A 21,476-nucleotide genomic window follows, 5' to 3' on the forward strand; every position below is an offset into this window, starting at 1 on the left:
GGTGCCTCAAATTCTGGTTCGCCCAGTTCGCTTAGGCTGGTGCGATCGTGTGCAGCTTCGGCTCGTAGCCATCTTCGACGACTTGGCCTTCGATCGTCTTGATCACTGGCAGCGGATGGGCTTCGACCCACGCGGCCCAATCGGCTTCGATCTTCTTCTGTTGTTCCTCTTCCAGCGACGAATAGGCGACGCGGCCACGGCACTTGGGAAAACTGGAACAGGAGAGCCACAGCCCACGTTTGCTGTCGCGGATGTACAGCGGATGCTCTTCGCATTTGGGGCACGTCAATTCGCTGACCATCGGTTCGGTCTTCGGCAGGACGACGGTTCCCTTCTTCGGATCCAGCTTCAAGATGAACTTCACCTCGGGGTAGTTTTGGCTAGCCAGGAAGGGCCCAAAACGACCGGTCCGTTTGATCAACGGCGTGCCATCTTCGGGGCACAACACGTCGGTCTCCTCGGGCAGCATCGGGTTGCCTTCGCTGTCGATCGGCGCGGCGTAATCGCATCGCTCGGGCATCTCGTCGGAGATCTTTTGGAACTTCGCCTTGTCGTCTTTGGTCAACTTCATCCAACCCAACTTGGCCGACGTTTCCTTGTGCAGCAATTGTGGCCGCGCTTTTCCGCGGGCCTTCTGCAACAGATAGGTTCCGTCGTGCCCTTCGGCTTGCACTTCGACCGGTTCGACCATGAACTTGGTGCAGCCGAGGAAGCGTCCGTTGCGGCCAAATCGGTAGCAGGTTGGGGCGCCGCATTTGGGGCACTTCAGATGATCCGGTGCCGGTTCGAACTCCGCCTTCGCGTGGCTGGTGTTCTCCATCGCCTGTTCCAAGGCGTCTTTGAACGGATCGTAGAAGCGGTGCAGCAATTTCTGCCACTCTTCCTGGCCAGTTTCGATCTCGTCGAGTCCGGCTTCCATCCGCCGCGTGTAACCGACATCCATGATCTCGGGGAACGCTTCGACAAGCTTGTCGGTGACGACTTTGCCGATATCGGTCGCCTTCAGACGGCGATCGCGTTGGGCGACAGGTTCGACGTATTTGCGGTCCTGAATCGTGCTGATGATCGCCGCGTAAGTCGACGGCCGGCCGATCCCTTCTTCCTCGAGCCGCTTCTGCAAGCTGGCTTCGGTGAAGCGTGGCGGTGGGCTGGTGAACTTCTGTTGTGGATCGATTTCCATCGGCCCCAGTTGTTCCCCTTCGTTCAACTTTGGCAACACAATGTCGTCGCTGGTTGGAACGCCCGACGCGCGGTAGAAGCCGTCGAAGACAAGCGTTCGGCCGCTCGCCTTAAGAGTCGCATCGACGCCGGTTGGCTGGATCTCGATCGATGTCGAATCCCATTGAGCTGGCAACATCTGGCACGAGATGAACCGTTCCCAAATCAGTTTGTACAGTTTGTACTGCTCGTCGCTGACGTGCGATTTGACGATCGCGGGAGTCAACGTGGCGTCGGTCGGCCGGATCGCTTCGTGAGCTTCCTGCGCGTCTTTGTTCGACGATTTGTAGAAGTTCGGTTTTTCGGGCAGGTAGTCCTTGCCGTAGTTCTGCTCGATGAACGTCCGCGACATGTCGAGCGCTTCGCCCGACAAGTGAGTCGAATCGGTACGCATGTAGGTGATCAGACCGGTCTGACCGCGAGTCCCCTTCAGATCGATACCTTCATACAGCTGTTGCGCCGTCCGCATCGTTCGCTGCAGTTGGAAACCGAGCCGGTTGGCCGCAGCCTGCTGCATCGTCGAAGTGATAAACGGCGGCGAGGGGCGGCTGGTCGTTCGCCGCGTTTCGATCGACGTGATCTTGTATTCGGGGGCATCGCCGACTTGGCCGACAAAAGTGACGCGGTTCTTCGCCGGGCCCTTGCCTTTGGGATCTTCGGTTTCGATCGCTTCGTCGAGCGAGAAACCAAGCTGTTGGGCTGCATCGAGTGCGACGGCGCGGTCGCTTGGTTCAAACTTGGAGCCGCCGAAACGGACCAGTTCGGCGCGGAGACACTTCTGTTGGCTGAGCCATTCGTTTTGCTGCTTCAGCGTTCGCTCTTCCTCGCCGCTCCAGCTGCTCCATTTGCCAGCGATCTCCCCGGTTTTCGCCAGGTCGGTGGCAAACAGCGCGTTGATCTTCCAGAACTCGTCGGGAATGAAGGCTTCGATCTCCCGTTCGCGTTCGACGACCAAACGGACGGCGACCGATTGGACGCGGCCGGCGCTCAGCCCGCCCGCGACCTTCCGCCACAGCAGCGGCGAGACTTGGTAGCCGACGATCCGATCGACGATCCGGCGGGCTTGTTGCGCATTGACGACGTTGGTCGCGATCGTTCGCGGGTTCTGGAACGCTCGGGCGATATCGCCCTTGGTGATCGCGTTGAAGACAACGCGTTTAGCTTGCGCGGTGGGGACGCCTAACGCTTCGGCAAGATGCCAAGCGATCGCCTCTCCCTCGCGGTCGAGGTCGGTCGCGAACCAGACGTCTTGGGCCTGTTTGGCAGCTTTTTGCAGATTGGTGACCGTCGGCTTCTTATCGGGCATCACCTCGTAGGTCGGCGAGAAGTTGTTCTGCAGATCGACCCCTGGAACGGGATGGTCCTTCCGCTTGGCTCCCTTGGGAGCACTCTTGGGCAGATCGCGGACATGGCCCACCGAGGCCATCACGAAATAATCGTTGCCCAAGTATTTATTGATCGTCTTCGCCTTGGTCGGCGATTCGACAATCACCAGGTGTTTCCCGGTGACCTCTTTCGGATCAAATGCGTATTTCTTAGCGGAGCGTTTAGCCATGCGGTTTCGTCACATCTCGACGGGGGCGGAGTTTACGAACGGTCTACGTTATATATGACCCAACCTAAGCGACAGGCAGCAATAATGTCTGCGATCGGAAGATTGATGGCATAAGACCCTCGGCAAAATCCTTAATATGCCAACCTTGTGCTTGTCAAGTACGCCGACAGTTTCTTTATAGGAACTCTTGACCGCCGATTGTTTGCCCAGAACTCGCATTCCCCCTGAACAGGCAGCTGGCGGAATTGGGCCCTACCTTCGGCGAGTGGATAGCCGCCGGCACGCGGCAGACGGGGATCTAGGAATTCAGATGGATCTTGCAGCTGCCCGAATCGCAGTTTTTTCCTGCCAGGCGATAGCGACGCTTAGCGACTTGCTTGTACATCCATCGCCACAGCCCCGCCGATCCGGGCAGGTGCAGCACCGGCATGATCGGCCAAAGTAGGGGCAACCGTCGGCTGAGATAACGGACCGCGTCGCTGCCGCCATGCCGTTTCCCCTGACTGTCGACAACAAACATCTCCTGCATCAGGTCGTCGTGCGACAGATCGGGATAGCGCTCGGCAACTCGTTCGTCGTGCAGGGAGATGAACGCCAAGCGGTTTCGCCGATCCAGCCAGTTCAACCGCTCCACCCCGCCGCGGCAAAAATTGCAGTGGCCATCGAAGATGACGACATCGGCATCGGGTCGCGAATCGGGATCGGCGAGATCGGGCGACTTAAACACAGGAAAAACTCAGTAAAAACGAGGGCGTGACGGCATTCAAACCGCAAATTCGAGGCTGCTTGTAACATACCATACGCCGGTTATTCACAGCCCGGTTGTGCAGGGGGCTCCCTTGCGGTCATAAAGGTACGAGATTCATGCCTTTATTTTATGTGAAACAACTCTGATGGCGACTGTGGACGCAACCAACACGAAGGAATTGGACAAATCGAACGCGCGGGTGCGGGAGATGTTTCGCCAGATTGCGCCCCGCTACGATCTGATGAACCATCTGCTGTCGTTGAACATCGACAAGCGTTGGCGCAACCAGACGGTGAGCCGGCTGCGGATCGAAGGAAATACGCCGATTTTGGATGTCTGCACCGGAACGGGAGACCTGGCGTTGGCGATCAGCCGCCGCGCCGGATCGGACACGCCCGTCGTCGGTTCCGATTTCTGCCACGCGATGCTGGCGATTGGCGATCAGAAACGCCAACAACAGCCCGAGGCAAACGTCAATTTTTTGGAAGCCGACGCGCAGCATCTCCCCTTCGACGACAACCAGTTCCAAGTTGTCACGGTCGCTTTCGGGTTGCGGAATGTCGCCGATACGGATCGCGGTCTGCAGGAGATGGTTCGTGTTTGCCGTCCGGGAGGACAAGTTGTTGTGCTGGAGTTCTCGCAGCCAACCGCGCCGGGACTGAAACAGGCCTATCAGTTTTATTTCAAACATGCGTTGCCGCGGATCGGCCAGATGCTGGCTCGCAACGATAAGAGTGCCTACCAATACCTGCCCGAATCGGTCGGCAGCTTCCCCTGTGGCCAAGCGTTGGCTGATCGGATGAAGCAAAACGGGCTGCACGATGTGAAGTTCACTCCGCTGACGTTTGGCGTTGCCACGATCTACGAGGGGATCAAATGACGCGTCCCTTGGTGGTTGCGATTACCGGTGGCAGCGGAGCGGTCTACGCGGTTCGGTTGCTGCAAGTATTGCTGGCCGGCGGACGCGAGGTCTTTCTGATGCTCAGCCGCAGCGGTGCCGATGTGATCCGGCAAGAATTGAACCTTGAATTAAATCTCTCGGCCGCCGGCTTCGATGCCGAGCCGTTGGTGACGTATCGATCGCCGTGGAGCGAATCGGTTCCCGAGTTGCCCGACGACTGGCGCGAGCGTTTGACGTACGCCGCGATCGACGATTATTTTTCGCCCATCGCCAGCGGGTCGTTCTTAACCGACGGGATGGTCGTTTGTCCTTGCAGTGGCAGCACGTTGAGCAGCATCGCTCGGGCGGCGAGCAGTAATCTGGTCCATCGCGCGGCCGAGGTGCATCTGAAAGAACGCCGATCGTTGGTCCTTGTGACGCGAGAGACTCCGCTGTCGGTGATCGCACTGGAGAACATGACGCTGGCCGCAAAAGCGGGGGCGACGCTGTTGCCCGCAATGCCGGGTTGGTACCACGGCGTGCGTGGCCTGGACGATCTCGTCGACTTTATCGTCGCCCGGATCCTGGACCAATTGGGAGTCGAAAACCACTTGATGCAACGTTGGGGTGAAGCATGAGCGACACCATGGTGCAGCCGAGCAAGCTGCGCATGATGCTGGAGATGATTCGCTTCAGCCACACGATCTTCGCGCTGCCGTTCGCCGCTTTGGCGACGGTGATGGCGATCAAGTTGCCGCTGCCGGATGGGACCGCCGCACGCGTCCGCCCACTCGATTTGGTCGCGATCTTGATCTGCATGGTCGCCGCCCGCAGCGTTGCGATGGCATTCAACCGCTTGGCTGATCAAGCGATCGATGCGGGGAACCCGCGAACCGCCGGGCGGCATCTGCCGGCGGGCCTGCTGGGCCGGCATGAGGTGACGATTTTTGCGATCCTCTGCGCCGTCGGCTTCCTTGTCGGCTGTGCATTATTCCTGCCCAATTGGCTGCCGCTGGCGGCGTCGATTCCGGTGCTGATGTTCCTGTGCGGCTACAGCTTGGCAAAACGATTTACAGCTGCGGCCCATCTGTGGCTGGGCGTAGCGCTCAGCCTGGCGCCGATCTGCGTTTGGGCGGCACTCCGCGGTTCGGCGGTCCTGGCCGATCCGAGCGACCTGCTGCCGGCAGTGATTCTGGCCGCCGCGGTAGCGCTGTGGGTGACGGGGTTCGACATTATTTATGCCTGCCAAGATGAAGCCTTTGATCGCAGCGAGGGGCTGCAGAGCGTGCCCGCTCGATTTGGTGCCAAGGGAGCGTTTCGGATCGCCGCCGCTTGCCATGCCGGTATGGTTTTGGTGTTGTTGGTGCTGCCAAGCGTCGCGCCCGCGCTAGGGCTTGGCTGGATCTATTACGCCGCGATCGGAAGCATCGCCGCGCTGCTGATTTACGAACACTGTTTGGTCCGTCCCGACGACCTGGACCGAATCAACCAAGCCTTCTTCCAAGTCAACTCGATCGTCAGCGTAGGCCTATTAGTCGCCGCGGGGATCGATTGCTGGATGGGATGAGGGAAGGAAGAGGGCCGAAGGATTGGCCTTACCGTGGGACATGAACTGGCGGGCGAACCGCGTTTGCTTCAGGTTCACGCAATTGCGAAGTCGAAGTACAATCCTCGCTGGCCTGTGATTGCCGTCGATGGAATCGGTGCTCAACACGAACGAGCCGCCATCGCACGGTCGCAAGTCAATAACATTCAAAGTTAACCCCAACACAAATCAGATGATTGCAACGGAAATCAACGCCCGGCTTCGAACGATCCGCGACAAGGTTGAATCGCAAGAGCGATTGACGATGGATGATGGATTGTTCTTGTATCAACCCGACGTGCCACTGCATGAAGTCGGCGAATTGGCCGATCTGGTTCGCCAGCGGATGAACGGGAACGTTGCGTATTACAACATCAACACGCATCTGAATCCGACCAATGTCTGCGTCTACCGCTGCCGTTTCTGTGCCTTCCGCGCCGATCTCCGCGATCCCAAAGGCTACGCGATGGATGATGAACAAGTCATCGCTCGCGGGCAGGAAGCTACCGACAACGGCTGCACCGAAATGCACATCGTCGGCGGGCTGCACCACCAGCGTCCCTACGAATGGTATCGCGGCGTGTTGTCGACGTTGTCAGAGAATTTCCCCAAGTTGCACCTGAAAGCTTGGACGCCCGTCGAAATCAATTGGTTTGAGTTTCAGACGAAGAACTCGACCGAATGGGTTATGAACGACATGCGCGAAGCGGGGCTGGGCAGCTTGCCCGGCGGCGGCGCCGAGATTTTCCACCCCGAGGTTCGCGATGAAATCTGCGAACACAAAGCGAACACGCACGCTTGGTTCCACACCCACCGGACCGCTCATCAACTGGGCATTCGATCGAACTGCACGATGTTGTATGGACACATCGAAAAAGCGTATCACCGTGTCGACCATCTGTTGCGACTGCGGGAACTGCAGGATGAAACCGGTGGATTCCAGGTCTTCATCCCGCTGGCCTTCCACCCAGAAAACACCAAGCTGAGCCATTTGAAGAAGCCTTCGGCATTGGACGATCTGCGGAACGTTGCTGTCAGCCGATTGCTGTTGGACAACATCCAGCACATCAAGGCGTACTGGATCATGTTGGGAATCGGGACCGCTCAAACCGCTCTCTCCTACGGCGCCGACGACATCGACGGCACCGTACGACATGAGTTGATTTATCACGATGCGGGCGCAACCACTCCCGAATTCCTGAGCGTCGACCGAATCCGAGAACTGATCATCGAAGCGGGCCGCGTGCCGGTGGAACGCAACACGATCTATCAAGAAGTGATCCGCGACCCAAACGATTTCTCGAACTGGTCGATCGGCGAAACGCTACCCGTGTCGTAGACGATCGCAATTGCTTGGCATAGTAGAAGACGCCCGCGAACCGCCGTCGTTGCGCGGCGTTGAAGAGATTCAACGAGCGCGGTTTTCTTCGATTGCCTTGGTCAATTCGGCGACGATCCGCATGAGTTCGTCGATTGGTAGCTTGGACAATGCGTCGCGCTGCGATGTCTCGCGGCCTAGAACGGCTTGGAATGCTTGGATTTTCCCAATCAGCTCACCTTGTTCCCGACCACGTTCGATTCCTTTCTCAATTCCTTGTTCGATCCCTTCTTGGAGCCATTGTTCGGCAATCGTTGGCATCAGTGAGGTTCCTTGTTGCTGAAGGGTTTTAGCGACCACTGCGCTTAGGTCTTCCCGGGTGACTCGGTCGGTTCCGTTGATCAAGTACCGCAAGACAACTTCCAAGCTCTCCAACGCTGTCGCTGGCGGTAGCAGTTGCCGGTACAAGCTGAAGATTTCCGGGAGTTGTTCGGGAAGTTCGTCCCGCTTGATATATTTTAACAGCGTCATCGTCGCGAGGAAGATCGATTTCCCTCGCAATTCTTCATCACTGCACTGGCTCAGATCGATCAGTGGCAGCGAAAACTGGGGAATGTATGGTTTCAGCGGTTCGGGAACATCAATCAATTCCTGAATCGATCGGGCGACTCGCCACGGTCGCGGTCCGTGGTACAAGATGATCGGGATCACGCAGCAGAGCGGCTGGCCATTGCGATGCCGTTCCTGACAGATCTCGACCATGTATCGCAACACCTGAAAGGGTGTCATTTCATCGGGGGCGGATTTGTGTTCAAACAGCAGCACGACCATCGCCTCCCCCGCATCGTGAGCCAGGTGGACGTTGAAGACGAGATCGGACAAGTCCTCGCGGAGCGTCTTGTTTACAAACGATTGCTTCGCCGGCTGGATCGACGCCAAGTCGAGTTGATCGACCACCGCAGCGGGCAACTGCCAGGCCACGAGCTCACGTACATGATCGATCTCCGCCAAGAAGTGGCGGATGAACCGATCGTGTGGATTCTGTAACGATTCGTCCCCGCCCATGAGAACCCTTGCTACATAAGCTGAATTTATCAACTAACATATTCATGCAGTGTAACCAAAGATTGCTGCGTTGACGCGACGAAAGATGAACGTAATGTACAGTTCGAGGCTGGAGGCCCGCTGCAGTGGGAGAGGCTAACCGCGCGTCAGGCTGCCTGGCGAGAAGAGCTAGACAAGGCGGGTGGCAAGAGTTGTTCGACAGCAGCGATCGTACGATCGATCGCTCCCTGCCCACCGACCACCAGAACTTGAGCGCGCCGACCCTGCTGGCGACGCGCGGCGGGGTCTTCGACGCAATTGACGACAAACTGCTCCAACGCAGTGCGATCGCGGACGACGGTCGCAGCGTCGGCTGCGAGCAATTGAGCGACGATGTCGCGAAAGTTCTTCGTGTTGGGGCCAAAGGAAACCGCAGCTCCAAAGCCGGCCGGTTCGAGCATGTTCTGGCCGCCGCGCGAGCCCATGCTGCCGCCGACAAAGGCGATGTCGGAAAGGCCCCACCAACATCCCAGTTCACCGACGGTGTCGACCAATAATACTGTATCGCCGGGCCACGATTCAGCCGGGGTCTGTAATTCGCTGCGGCGACGCAACTTGAGTCCCGCGCCCACCACTTGATCGGCAACAGCCTTGAAACGTTCGGGATGCCGTGGCACAAGGACCAACCGCAGTTGAGGGAATCGATCAGCCAAACGACGATAGATGTCCAGCGCGATCCGTTCCTCGGGAGCCTGGGTGCTGCCAGCGATCCAAACGATTTGCTCCTTGCAGGCGGCCGACAACTTCCGCAGAGCGACGACTTCGGGCGCATGCCGGTCGGTCCGCGCACCGTCAAATTTGATCGACCCAGTCACGCGGACGCGGCTGTGATCGACTCCCATTTGCAGGAAGCGACGTGCGTAGGTTTCGTCTTGAGCGAGGACCAGCGAGAGTCGCCGAAAGGTTGGCCGCAACAGAGAGGCAAAGCGGCGGTAGCCGCGGAAGCTGCGTTCGCTGAGCCGGGCGTTGATCACAACAACTTCCGCCCCCTTTTGCCTCGCGATCGCGATCAGGTTCGGCCAGAGTTCCAATTCGCTGAGAACCAGAACATCGGGGCGAATTCGCCGGAAGGCTCGCCGCACTGCCCAACTGAAGTCCAGCGGGCAATAGAAGACTGTGTGTTCGGGGAACCGTGTGCGGGCTAACTGCATGCCCGTCGCGGTAGTCGTGCTGATCACGATCTGCATGTCGGGACGCGATTGCTGCAGACGCTGGACGACATTGGAAAGCAGGTTGACTTCGCCAACGCTGACCGCGTGCAGCCAAGCGCACGGCTGGCTGCCATCGCGAACCGGGACACTTCCTAGCAATTTAGCCGACCAACCCGCCCGGTATTTGCCTGTTCGCAGCGATCGCCAAACGAGAATCGGCGAGATGGCAACGGCAGCCAACAGGTAGGCGATGTTTAAAAGGTAAGTCATCTCAGCATCCTTGCGAGGTTCCGCCATGCGTCAGAGGGATCAAAAACGCTTCCTGCGTTCCCAAAGACGCTACGATTCAACCACGGAATGCTGCGGTAACGCAATAGCCAACTTAGGCGTACGTACCATGTCGCTTGCAGCATGCCTTATATTTTTTGCCGCTGCCGCAGGGGCACTTATCGTTCGGGCGGATCTTTTCGCCACGGTTGCGAACCGGTTCGATCTTGGCGTCGCCATCTTGGCTGGCGCTGGCCGCTTCGTTTGCATCGTCGGCTCCCGATTCGATCCCGCTGGGCGTATCGTCGTGGCGTTCCTGAGCCCCCATGAATGTGCTGCGAACAAAATCTTCGTTTAGGCTCTCCATGCGGAAGATCAGATCGGTGGTTCGTTCGCCAATCGAGGTCCACATGGTTTCAAACAATCGCATGCCTTCGCGTTTGTATTCGACCTTGGGGTCCATTTGAGCGTAGCTTTTCAGCGACACACTGCTGCGCAGGTGATCCATCGCCAGCAGATGGTCCTTCCAAGCGGTGTCGACAATGTTCAGCAACACCTGGCGTTCCATCCGTCGCATTTCGGGATGATAGCGTTCGTCGACGGCCCCATCGACGGTCCGCAACATCGTTGCGCGATCCATCCGCGCTAGTTCGTCTTTTGGTAGTCGTACGCCAAGATCTTCGTGCAACCACTGGGTCAACGCGTCGAGCGAATCGTCGCTGCCGGCAGCGATCGTCGCCGTCGTCCCCTCATCGGCCCCAGCAAACAAGGCCTCGACTCGCTTGCAAGAGTCGGAATGCAACGATCCGGCCTGATCGTTCGATTTGCTACTGATATCGACCAGCAATTGCTTCAGTTCGTCGCGTTGAAGACTTCGCAGGTCTTCGACCGAAACTTGAATACCGAAGCGATCCTGGGCCCACAGGGCAAGTCCCTCGCGGTCGATGCGGGTTTGGCCACCGGAGGTTTCGCAGAACCGCGAAAGGCCCGCCAGAATCGGATATTCCGCCTCTTTGACCGAATAGGCACCTTGAGCGCGTTGAACCAAGAGAGCTTTGATATCCTTGGTTTCCAGATCGCGCATCTCATCGACGGTGACTTCGATACCAAATTTGTCGCGAACCCAATTAGCGATCGTTTGAAGGCCAAAGTCGGCGGCCAGGAACATTTCACCCGGCGACAAATCCACTCTGGAGATCGTTTTGCAAGCCGCCTGCGTCAACTCCTCTTCGAGATCGCGACGTTCGAGCTGCTTCAGATCCTTGTCCCGGTAATTGGTACTGTATTTCGTGTTGCACCAATTGACCAGCGCGTTCCAGTTCCAATCGGCTTCATCCTCTTCATAGGGCAGGTTCTCTTCGACCGCTTCCAACACCATCGCTTCGGCCGCTCGTTCAGCCTGTTCCTTGGCATATTGTTCGGCCGCCTGGTAGTCCATGTTGCGGAAATCCTTGGGTTCCAATTGGCACCCCAACTGGCTGCCGCTCCACGCCGCAAACGACTCGGCCCCATAGTGCTCCGACGCTAGGATGTCGACGTAATGATCGACCTGTCCTTTGATCTGTCGGAGGATCAATTCGCTGCAGCTGACGCCATCGAGGATCTGTTGGCGGTAGGTGTAGACTCGCTTACGCTGCTCGTCCATCACTTCGTCGTATTCGAGCAGGCTCTTGCGAATTTCAAAGTTACGTTCTTCGACCTTCTTCTGTGCCGAAGCAATCCGACGAGAAACCATCGCACTTTCGATCGCTTCGCCTTCGGTCATTCCCAGCTTGACCATCACGCTCTTGACCCAATCGCCAGCGAAGATCCGCATCAGATCGTCTTCCAGCGACAGAAAGAAACGACTGGATCCAAAATCGCCTTGGCGACCGCAACGGCCACGCAACTGGAGATCGATCCGACGCGATTCGTGTCGCTCGGTACCGATTACCATCAGCCCGCCACGCGTCCGCACCTCTTCGGCCGCTTCCTTCATCTTTTCGCGTTCTTGGATGTCGCGAACCAAGGTATTCCATTCCTCTTTGGGAACTTCCAACCGTGTCGGATATTTGTCTTGCAGCTGAGCCCAGGCCATTGTTTCGGGATTGCCACCGAGGATGATGTCGGTACCACGCCCCGCCATATTGGTCGCGATCGTGACCGCCCCCAGACGTCCCGCCTGAGCAACGATCTCCGCTTCCCGCTTGTGTTGCTTGGCATTCAAGACTTCATGCTTGATGCCTCGGCGTTCGAGCAATTGGCCCAACCGCTCGCTTTTTTCGATCGACACAGTACCGACCAGCACCGGGCGCCCGGAGCGTTCGACGGTTGCGAGCTTGTCGCGTGGAATGCGTTGTTTGTTCTTTTCGCCTTTGGGGATGATCGTAATCGCGTCATCCTCATCGGCCTGGATCGCTCCCCATATCTCGGAGCCATCGGTAAGTTCCAAGATATCCCATTTGGCGGCCCGTTCGATTTCGTGTGCGACCGCTTCGTATTTCTCGCGTTCGGACATGTAGATCACGTCGGGATTCTCGATCCGCTTAAGCACTCGGTTGGTCGGGATCTCGATCACATCCAAGTTGTAGATCTTCATAAACTCGTTGGCTTCGGTCATCGCCGTACCGGTCATGCCCGAGAGCTTGTTGTACAGCTTGAAGAAGTTTTGCAGCGTGATGGTCGCCATCGTCTGCGTCTCTTCTTTGATCCGGACGCCCTCCTTGGCTTCGACCGATTGATGCAAACCGTCGGACCACTGGCGGCCTTCCATCAGACGCCCCGTGAATTCGTCGACGATCACGATCTGGCCCTCTTTGACGACGTAGTTGACGTCGCGTTTATAGAGGTGCAGCGCCTTGAGCGAATTGTCGATCAAGTGTGGCCATTCCATGTTGCCCGCGGTGTAAAAGCTCTCCACGCCGGCCAATTTTTCCGCTTCGCGAACCCCTTCGTCGCTGAGCGTGACGGAATGGTCCTTTTCATTGACCGTGAAGTGCAATTCCTTCTGCAATTGCTTGGCGATCCGATTCGCTTCGGCGTATTTCTGCGGATCGGTATGCGCGGGACCGGAGATGATCAACGGCGTTCGCGCTTCGTCGATCAAGATATTGTCGACCTCATCGATGATCGCATAGTTCAGCGGGCCTTGGCTCTGCTGCATCTCTTTCGGGAAGCGATCGTCGCCGCGAGCCGCCGGACGCATGTTGTCGCGGAGATAATCGAAGCCAAATTCGTTGTTCGTACCGTAGGTGATATCACACGCGTAAGCCGCCTGCCGGGCGCTGGTGCTCATCCCCCCTTGGATCGTTCCGATCGTCAACCCCAAGCCCATGTACAGCGGAGCCATCCACTCCATATCGCGGCGAGCGAGGTAATCGTTGACCGTGATCACGTGCACCCCTTTGCCCTCCAAGGCGTTGAGGTAACAAGGGAGCGTTGCGACCAGCGTTTTGCCTTCACCGGTGACCATTTCGGCGATCGCCCCCGAATGCAACACCATGCCGCCGATCAACTGGACATCGTAATGTCGCATGTTCAACCAACGCTTGCCCCCTTCGCGGCAGACCGCAAACGCTTCTTCAAGGATGTCGTCCAACGTTTCCCCGGCGCGCAAGCGATTGCGGAACAACTGAGTCTGTTCGCGCAGCTCGTCGTCGCTCATCACCTGGTATTTCGGCTCCAACGCATTAATTTGTTCGATTCGAGCAGTCAGCTTTTTCAACTGACGGGCGTTGTGCGATCCGAATACCGCCGTCGCACTGCGCTCGATCATGCGCAGCAGGCCGCCGGAAATGACGCCGAGTAATTCCCAGATGCGTTCCAATATTGCCATCGTATTCCTAACCCAGTCGTGTCAATCATCCCTGTGCTGACCAATTCGCGGCCAGCGGTTGCAGGCGATTCCTCTCCGCTACTTCTTAATAGACAACACAATCCAAAGGAATCGCGGTACCTGTTCTCCGCAAGGAAGCGACTACAACTATTTATATTTGTTGTTTTATCAGTCTGCGTCCGCCCAACCGGCTTCTGCTGGCCACAAAAACACCCCCAACAGGGTGCTCTCTACCGAGCGAAACACTGGCGCAACGATACACGACACCGCTGCGACCCTCGTTGTTGGGGCAGCGTAAAGCGTAAATGTCGGCATATTCTAAAGTTACGGGCTTGAAGAATTTGGGTCAACCGCGATCGCTCACCACCCCAGACGAACAGCCCCCAATCGGGTAGAGTAATTACACCCTTTGCGGATCGGAAACGGACCAGCAAACGAAACCGTTTAAAAGAACGAACTCCACCCAAAGTCCACATTTATCGAAAACTACTCACACAACCCAGTTGACCCGCCATTTGCAAGCGGTAAACTCTGCGTGAACCCACCTTCCTTTAAAAAACTCCATGGAGAGACTTACGATGCGTTCAATTCTTGCTGTATGTGTTGTTGCGACTTTGATCTCGTTCAGCGCTACCGAAGCTGAAGCTGGCCTGTTCGGCCGCCTGAAGGCTAAGAAGTGCTGCCCACCAGCACCAGTTTGCTGCGAAGCAGCTCCTGTTTGCTGCCCAGCTCCAGCTCCTGTTTGCTGCGAACCAGCACCCGTTTGCTGCCCAGCTCCAGCTCCAGTTTGCTGCGAACCAGCACCCGTATGCTGCGAACCAGCTCCTTGCTGCGATCCTTGCAAGAAGCCAGGTCTGTTCGCACGTATCCGTGCCAAGATCGCTGCCAAGAAGTGCTGCGAACCAGTTTGCTGCGAACCAGCTCCTGTTTGCTGCAACTAGTTTTGATACAAGCGTCCAAAACGACGCTATTCGCCGCCGAGACGCATAGTTCTTGGACGAGCAATCAAAAAATGTAAATGGGCTGTCAATCGACAGCCCGTTTTTTTTGCGCCATAAGGGACGGGAACGGCCCCCCGAATCTTTCCCTCCAACTTCGCCCCCGCAGCCTTAAGGTTCCACGCCCCTTTGCCACCAGCGTTCGGGGTAGAATGCTGTCGAGTCACGATCCTATCCTCAAAAGAGACGACATGAATCGACACGAGAAGATCAACTACGTCGAGTTCCCGGCCCGCAATCTGGCGGCGACGAAAGCATTTTTCACCGCCGCGTTCGGCTGGTCCTTTACCGATTACGGCCCTGAATACACCGCCTTTTCAGGCCAGGGGCTCGACGGCGGTTTCTTTCAAGCGGATCTGGCTGCAGAAACAGTCAATGGGTCCGCCCTGATCGTACTGTTTAGCGATTCACTGGAGGCGACGCAGGCGAAGGTGGAACAGGCTGGCGGAACGGTGATCAAGCCGATCTTTCACTTTCCCGGGGGCCGAAGGTTCCAGTTCATCGAGCCAAGCGGAAACGAGTTGGCGGTTTGGTCGGACAAATAACCGACCGGCAGTGGCAACGCAGCTCCGCCCGCGTGCCGCTGTGACGCGGGCAGTGCCGCGTCACTACCACCACACGATTGGCACCACACCAAAGGGCTACGCATACAGCTTGGTGACCGCTTGGGCTTTGACCAATTCACGCGGCTGATTGAGGTGGTTGTAGACCATCGTTTCGGGATGGATTCCGAAACTGTGATAGATGTTGGCCAACAGTTCGCCGGGATGGACCGGATCTTCCAACGGTGCCGAGGCCGTCTTGTCACTCTTGCCGTGAACATAGCCGCGGCGAATCCCCGCCCCCGCGAGGACACAGGTGTAACAATAGGGCCAGTGATCGCGTCCGTCGGCGCTATTGTTATTACCGCTGGTGCTGACACCCCGCTGTGGACTGCGGCCGAATTCACCAACACCGACGACAAGCGTTTCGTCGAGCAGGCCGCGATCGTCGAGATCTTCGATCAGCGAAGAAAAACCGGCGTCGAACATCGGCGCCGATTGCTCCTTCATCCGTTTGGAGAGGCCGGTGTGCTGATCCCAAGAGTGGTTATCGCTGTTGGCGACCTTGGGCCAAATAACTTCCACCACGCGGGTTCCCGCTTCGACCAACCGACGTGCCAACAGACAGCTTTGGCCAAACGTATTCTGCCCGTAGCGTTCTCGCAGCGCCAGCGGTTCGGAAGCTAAATCGAAAGCCTCGCGAGCCCGTCCCGAAACGATCAACGAGAGAGCCCGATCGTAATATTCGTCCAATTCGTAAGACTCGACAGCCTTATTGATCGTTGGCATCTGCCGATTGATCAAGTCGCGCAACCGCGCCCGCCGCTGCAATCGGACGCTAAAGACTTCCGGCCGCAGCATCAGGTCGTCGATCTTGATCCGACTCATCTTCTCCATGTCCATGTCGTCGCCCGACGGATAGAGAGTATACGGATCGTACGATTTGCCGAGGAAACCGGCCGATCCCCCCTTGCCAACAACATTCGATTCCTGCAGAGGGCGGGGCAACATGACAAACGGCAACATCGGTTCGTCGACGGGGCGCAGACGGATCAAGTTCGACCCAAAGTTAGGAAAATCCTTAGGGCTGGGCGGTTCCAACTGCCCCGACGGGCTGACCTTATCGGTCGTGTAGCCGGTCATCATTTGGTAGATCGCAGCGGTGTGGTTGAACAGCCCGTTGGGCGTATAGCTCATCGAACGGATCATCGTGAACCGATCGTTCAATTGAGCCAGCCCAGGCAGATTTTCGGTGAACTTGACACCGGGAATCTTGGTGCTGATCGGTTTAAACACGCTCCGCACGTTGTCGGGCACATTCTCTTTGGGATCCCAGAGATCCAATTGGCTTGGCCCCCCCTGCAGATAAACCAGGATGATCGACTTGGCTTTCCCCCAGCCTGGGCCGCCACCGACGGGCGTCTCCGACGCTTTCGCCTGAAGATTCAGCATCGACCCCAACGACAGGCCTAGCATCCCCGAACCACCCACACGAAGCACATCGCGACGGGTCCGTTTGAGCGAGGAGTCGCACAAGTCTTTACCGGCAGCACCTTTGATCGACAGCATGATTCATCCTTATCTGTGGGGGCCAGGTGGAGGTTGATCGAACCGATTCGCGAATCGTTCCTGCGGAATACAGAAAGAAGATTCGATGGGTGGGAATGCGTGGACTATTGTAGCAGAAGCAAATCGGCGGAATGCAACTCGTTAAAATCTTTTGACGCGCCAACGACAACCATTACGTCGCCCCCCTCATCCGGCGATCGATCCAATGAAGTTGTTTGGCATCCGATTTGCTTTGACTATCCTAGCGACAAGCGGCTCGGGAATCGGAGCCGTATATCCCCTGCATCGCTACAACTGTTGCAACTTGCAACAACCGTTGTTGCGCCGAAATGCAACGCGACAGATTGGGACAAGTTGGCTTTTTTCTTGGAAGTATGGCAATGGTCAGAATAGAATCGAACGGGGCGTCAGCTAACGATGGCTCCCCTCCAGCTTGTCTTAACAGGTCCGTGGCGGCATCCGCGTATGGGAACGCCACGAAAAGAAACTTCGACCCCCACTCTCTTCTGCAAGGTCATCGGGAGACCCCGCGCATGGAAATCCTCTGCCCAACCCAACGAATCCCTCGCCAGCCCAGGTCGGCGCGACTGGGGATGTTGATGCTGGCAATCACGTTGACCAGCGGCATCGCTTGGGCTGAAAAGCCTGAATCGAACAGCCGTTTGGCCACCTATCAGACTCCCGCTGGCGACGGCTATTTTGCCATCAGCGTCACGCCGGAACTGAATCCGCAACAACTCGCGGCGGTCACGCAAGGCCCGCGAAGCGTGGTGATCGTTGCCGACACATCAGCCAGCCAAGCCGGATATTATCGCAACCAAACGCTCGACGCGGTGCGATCGATCCTAGCCGGACTCGATTCCGACGTGGCAGTCAGCATCGTTGCTGTCGACGTGCAAGCAACTCCGTTGAGCGAACAATTCGCCACCCCCACTGCGGAAACGACCAGCAAAGCGATCAAGAACTTGGCCAACCGCTTGCCATTGGGCAACACCGACTTGGCCGCCGCTCTGCGAACCGCCGACGGAATGCTCGCCTCGCGATCCGGTCATCGATCGATGATCTACGTTGGCGACGGCAGTTCGATTGGCGACGTTCTGGACGAACAAGCATTTGGCAAAATCGCCGATTCGCTGCGATCCAACCAAGTGGCCGTCCACTCATTGGCAGTTGGCCCCACATCGAACGTTCAGCTATTGGCTTCGATCGCAAACCAAACCGGCGGCGTCACGCTGGTCCAAGCGGACGATTCGAAAACTTCGCCACTGCAGATGGGAACGATGTTGGCGAACGCAGCCAGCCATTCGCCGCTGTGGATTCAATCGGCCACGTTGCCCGCGGGTTTCGTTAGCGCTCATGGCGACCGTTTGCCACCGCTGCGAACCGATCGCGATTCGGTCCTAATCGGCCGCTTCGAAGGCGATGGCGATGGCGAGTTGATGGTTCGCACCATGGCCGCCGATCAACAGATCGACTTGAACTGGGATTTGCATCGCGAACCGAGCAATCCCGATTTTGCCTTCCTCCCTTCGCTGGTCTCCCAAAGCAGCGAAACCAATGGCCTGTATCTGGCGACCGCCGGTTCCGGTTATCTGCGTGAGACCGCTCGCATGATGACCGAAAACGCCGACCAGTTGGCCAAAGCGGGTGCGTTGGCACTGAAGCGTGGCGAACTCAAGGGAGCCGCCGCAGTAGCCGAGATGGCACTGAAAATCGATCCCACCAACCCGCAAGCGCTGTCGGTCTCGAACCTGGTTTCGAACCAGACCCAATTGACAGCTCAGATTGTCGACGCCGAAGGCAGCGGTTTGCTGGATCCTCAGACTCCAGGAATTAGGCCCGATCCGTTGGAAGCCCCCGGCGTTTTCATGAACATGGTCGAAGCCGAACGCAATCAATTGACGGGTCGCGTGCGGGCGGAGGTACGGGCACAGCTGAAAGCAGCCCGACAACGCCTCTCCCAAGACCCAACCGGAGTCGCGGCGACATTGAAGATCCTACTCGATTCAGTGCAAGCCGAGCCCAATCTGGACGTCAAGGTTCGAGACGAACTGGCAGCACAGATCATCAGCGCGATTCAGGTTTCGGAGCGTTCGGAAGTTCGATTTTCGGAGACTCAAGAGCGTCAGCAAGAGATCAAGGCCCAAGCGGCAACAACCGAACGCCTGCTGCAAGACACGTTCCGGCACGAAGCTCGTGTGAAAACGTTGGTCGACCAGTTCGCCTCGTTGATGCGAGAGAACCGCACCACCGAAGCTGTCTTCGAGGTTGCACCTCAAGTTGAAGAACTGGAACCCAATACGGTCATCTCCAACGCCGTGAAGACCCAAGGTCACATGGTTCACAATTACCGTCGCTGGAAAAGAGCCCAGTCGATGCGTCAGCGGAACTTTGTCGATTCGCTGTTGCTCAACGAAGAAGCGTTTATCCCGTTTGTGGACGAACCACCATTGCATTACACCGATGCGGAAACTTGGCAACGGATGAGCCGTCGACGTTTGGATCGCTACGGTGCGATCGAACTGACCGGCGACAACGCGGCCGAACGACGGATCTACAAAGCGCTCAACGACGATACCTCGTTGAAGTTCATCGATGAACCGTTGGAGAACGTGGTCGAGATCCTGAAAGAGAAACACAACATCCCGATCGTGATCGATCTGCGTGCGTTGGACGATCTCGGTTTGACTCCCGATATCCCGGTCACCAAGAACCTGGAAAGCGTCTCGCTGCGTTCGGGTCTGCGATTGTTGCTGCAAGACCTCGATCTAACCTACATGATCAAAGACGAAGTGTTGCAAATCACCACGCCTGATGCAGCCGAAACCAACCTCGTAACCAAGGTTTACCCGGTCGGCGATCTCGTCGTTCCCGTGATCCAACTTGGCGGCGGCGGCATGGGTGGCGGCATGGGCGGCGGCGGCGGCTTTGGCGGCGGCGGCGGCATGGGTGGCGGCATGGGCGGCGGCATGGGTGGCGGCATGGGCGGCGGTATGGGCGGCGGCATGGGCGGCATGGGCGGCGGTGGCGGCATGTTTGCTGTTCCCGACGAAGTCCGGCTGTCCGAAAAGACCACGACGACCGAATCCGCTGCGGCACCTGCGTCGGCAAAGACTACTCCGGCAGCATCGAACGATGTTCCGTTGGCCGTCGAATTGAACCAGTTGCTCAAAGTCTCGCCCGCCGAGGGTCAGACCGAAGCGGAAGCTTGGGATCAGTATTTCACCGACCTTTCGTTTGCCGATGATCGCGAGCGAGCGATCCACGATTCGCGACTGCGGATAACGATCCGCCAAGGCTTGCGTCGAGCGGAAAAGGCCGACGAAGCGGACGACGCTGAAAAGACCAAACAGGAATTCCAACGGATCTGCGATATCGTTGGCGCGGCGTTGCGACAAGGTCACGCCCAAGGCTGGATGTACCACGGGTTGGCGATCGCGCTGCAAGGAACCGGAGCGGAGCAAAGCGAAGTTGCGCGGGCGATGTTGTCGGCCGCTGATTTTGCCGAAACGACCGACGACCTGTTGAACGTCGCTCGGCACATGAATCAGATGGAGATGCATGCCCAAGCGATTGATCTATGCAAGAAGGCGGCCCAGTTGGACCCGTACAAGAGCGAAGCCTATTTAATGGCCTTGGGGATTGCTCGGCAGACCGATGATGTCGACGGAATCACTTGGGCTTGTGCGGGTGTACTGCGTCAGGCGTGGCCTGAATCGCTGCAGCACATCGAAGACAAGGCGCGACTGACCGCCCGTTCGACCTACCAACGCTTGTTGGAAGAGAACCGCGTGATGGAAGCCAAGCAGTTTGAAAGCAACGTGGCCGAATCGGTCGTCCGCGATTGTGTTGTGCGTGTCTCTTGGACCGGCCAAGCCGATATCGATCTGATGGTGGAAGAACCTTCGGGAACCGTTTGCTCGCTTCAAACACCGCGCTCCGCTGGTGGTGGCGTGTTATTGGGCGACAGCTTCAGTGGCGATCAGCCATCGGTTTCGGGATTCTCCGAATCCTATGTCTGCCCCGAAGGATTCTCCGGTGAATATCGGGTCTTGTTGCGCCGCGTCTGGGGCAACGTTTCGACCGGACACGTGACGGTCGATGTGATCACCGACGTCGGACGTCCCGAACAACATTATTTCCGCCGTCAGATTCCGCTGACCGAGCAGAATGCCTTGATTACGTTCCAGGTTCAAGACGGCCGCCGTAAGCAACCGGTTGCCGAAGCAAAACTGGTCGATCTTCGCGAACAACAAGCCAAGATCAACAAGAACATTTTGGCACAACAGTCCGCCGGTGCACCGGTCGATCTCCGGTCGGCTGCGGATTACTACCGCGACATCGCCCTCAGCGGCGGCAACCGCGGACGCAACCCGTTCCAGCGCAACGGTGCGGTTGGTTTCCGTCCCGACATCACGATTCTTCCCGAAGGTGCATCGCTGCAAGTGCTGGGAATCATTTCGGCCGATCGCCGTTATGTGCGGATCACCCCCGGGCCGTTCTTCTCGCAGATTGGCGACGTGACCACGTTTAACTTCGTCACCGGTGACGAAGGAGCCGGAACCGCCGGCGGTGCTGGCGGTGGATCGTTTGGCGGCGGTGGCATTGGTGGCGGTGGCGGTGGCGGCGTTGGCGGCCAGCTGTAGTCGACAACCCGTTTGCTCGATGTATTAGCCTACGTTTGGCGCAGCGTTATTCCGACTGCGTCAAACGTATCAACCGAGCCC

Annotated in this window: 13 protein-coding genes; 6 read left to right on the plus strand and 7 right to left on the minus strand. The window is 57.6% G+C overall.

Annotated elements, in window-relative coordinates:
- Nucleotides 1–31: 31 nt before the first annotated feature.
- Together topA and EC9_RS18880 are read right to left on the minus strand one after the other, a co-directional pair.
- Entirely contained in the window at nucleotides 32–2,773 is a 2,742-nt protein-coding gene (topA, locus tag EC9_RS18875) for a type I DNA topoisomerase (RefSeq protein WP_145347666.1), read from the minus strand.
- A 298-nt stretch (nucleotides 2,774–3,071) separates the two neighbouring features.
- Nucleotides 3,072–3,500 (minus strand): thiol-disulfide oxidoreductase DCC family protein, encoded by a 429-nt coding sequence (locus EC9_RS18880; protein ID WP_145347668.1) that lies wholly within the window; start codon nucleotides 3,498–3,500, stop codon nucleotides 3,072–3,074.
- A gap of 166 nt (nucleotides 3,501–3,666) precedes the next feature.
- On the opposite strand from EC9_RS18880, the gene ubiE reads away from it, so the two are divergent.
- The 4 genes from ubiE to mqnE all read left to right on the plus strand — a co-directional run bounded on the left by ubiE (nucleotide 3,667) and on the right by mqnE (nucleotide 7,325).
- Nucleotides 3,667–4,401, plus strand: coding sequence for a bifunctional demethylmenaquinone methyltransferase/2-methoxy-6-polyprenyl-1,4-benzoquinol methylase UbiE (gene ubiE / locus EC9_RS18885; protein WP_145347670.1), 735 nt, complete (start codon nucleotides 3,667–3,669; stop codon nucleotides 4,399–4,401).
- Entirely contained in the window at nucleotides 4,398–5,039 is a 642-nt protein-coding gene (locus EC9_RS18890) for a UbiX family flavin prenyltransferase (RefSeq protein ID WP_145347672.1), read from the plus strand. The genes ubiE and EC9_RS18890 overlap by 4 nt, the downstream gene beginning before the upstream one ends.
- On the plus strand, nucleotides 5,036–5,968 hold the full coding sequence (locus tag EC9_RS18895) for a UbiA-like polyprenyltransferase (protein ID WP_246105768.1): 933 nt from the start codon (nucleotides 5,036–5,038) through the stop codon (nucleotides 5,966–5,968). The genes EC9_RS18890 and EC9_RS18895 overlap by 4 nt, the downstream gene beginning before the upstream one ends.
- 211 nt (nucleotides 5,969–6,179) lie before the next feature.
- Nucleotides 6,180–7,325, plus strand: coding sequence for an aminofutalosine synthase MqnE (gene mqnE / locus EC9_RS18900; protein ID WP_145347674.1), 1,146 nt, complete (start codon nucleotides 6,180–6,182; stop codon nucleotides 7,323–7,325).
- A gap of 69 nt (nucleotides 7,326–7,394) precedes the next feature.
- Here mqnE and EC9_RS18905 read toward each other — a convergent pair whose 3' ends face one another.
- The 4 genes from EC9_RS18905 to EC9_RS26625 all read right to left on the minus strand — a co-directional run bounded on the left by EC9_RS18905 (nucleotide 7,395) and on the right by EC9_RS26625 (nucleotide 14,504).
- Nucleotides 7,395–8,369, minus strand: coding sequence for an Rpn family recombination-promoting nuclease/putative transposase (locus EC9_RS18905; protein WP_145347676.1), 975 nt, complete (start codon nucleotides 8,367–8,369; stop codon nucleotides 7,395–7,397).
- Between the two features lie 146 nt (nucleotides 8,370–8,515).
- Nucleotides 8,516–9,829, minus strand: a complete 1,314-nt coding sequence (locus tag EC9_RS18910; RefSeq protein ID WP_145347678.1) for a 3-deoxy-D-manno-octulosonic acid transferase — start codon at nucleotides 9,827–9,829, stop codon at nucleotides 8,516–8,518.
- Nucleotides 9,830–9,941: 112 nt separating this feature from the next.
- Nucleotides 9,942–13,640, minus strand: coding sequence for a preprotein translocase subunit SecA (gene secA / locus EC9_RS18915; protein ID WP_145347680.1), 3,699 nt, complete (start codon nucleotides 13,638–13,640; stop codon nucleotides 9,942–9,944).
- A gap of 669 nt (nucleotides 13,641–14,309) precedes the next feature.
- A complete protein-coding gene (locus tag EC9_RS26625) occupies nucleotides 14,310–14,504 on the minus strand; it encodes a hypothetical protein (protein WP_218934256.1) in 195 nt (64 codons plus the stop codon).
- Between the two features lie 325 nt (nucleotides 14,505–14,829).
- Between EC9_RS26625 and EC9_RS18925 the strand changes: the two genes are divergently transcribed.
- On the plus strand, nucleotides 14,830–15,183 hold the full coding sequence (locus EC9_RS18925) for a VOC family protein (protein WP_145347684.1): 354 nt from the start codon (nucleotides 14,830–14,832) through the stop codon (nucleotides 15,181–15,183).
- Between the two features lie 96 nt (nucleotides 15,184–15,279).
- Here EC9_RS18925 and EC9_RS18930 read toward each other — a convergent pair whose 3' ends face one another.
- Nucleotides 15,280–16,749, minus strand: a complete 1,470-nt coding sequence (locus EC9_RS18930) for a DUF1501 domain-containing protein (protein ID WP_145347686.1) — start codon at nucleotides 16,747–16,749, stop codon at nucleotides 15,280–15,282.
- Between the two features lie 533 nt (nucleotides 16,750–17,282).
- On the opposite strand from EC9_RS18930, the gene EC9_RS26630 reads away from it, so the two are divergent.
- On the plus strand, nucleotides 17,283–21,395 hold the full coding sequence (locus EC9_RS26630) for a vWA domain-containing protein (protein ID WP_218934257.1): 4,113 nt from the start codon (nucleotides 17,283–17,285) through the stop codon (nucleotides 21,393–21,395).
- Nucleotides 21,396–21,476: the final 81 nt, after the last annotated feature.

The organism is Rosistilla ulvae (assembly GCF_007741475.1).
GTDB classification, from domain to species: Bacteria; Planctomycetota; Planctomycetia; order Pirellulales; family Pirellulaceae; genus Rosistilla; species Rosistilla ulvae.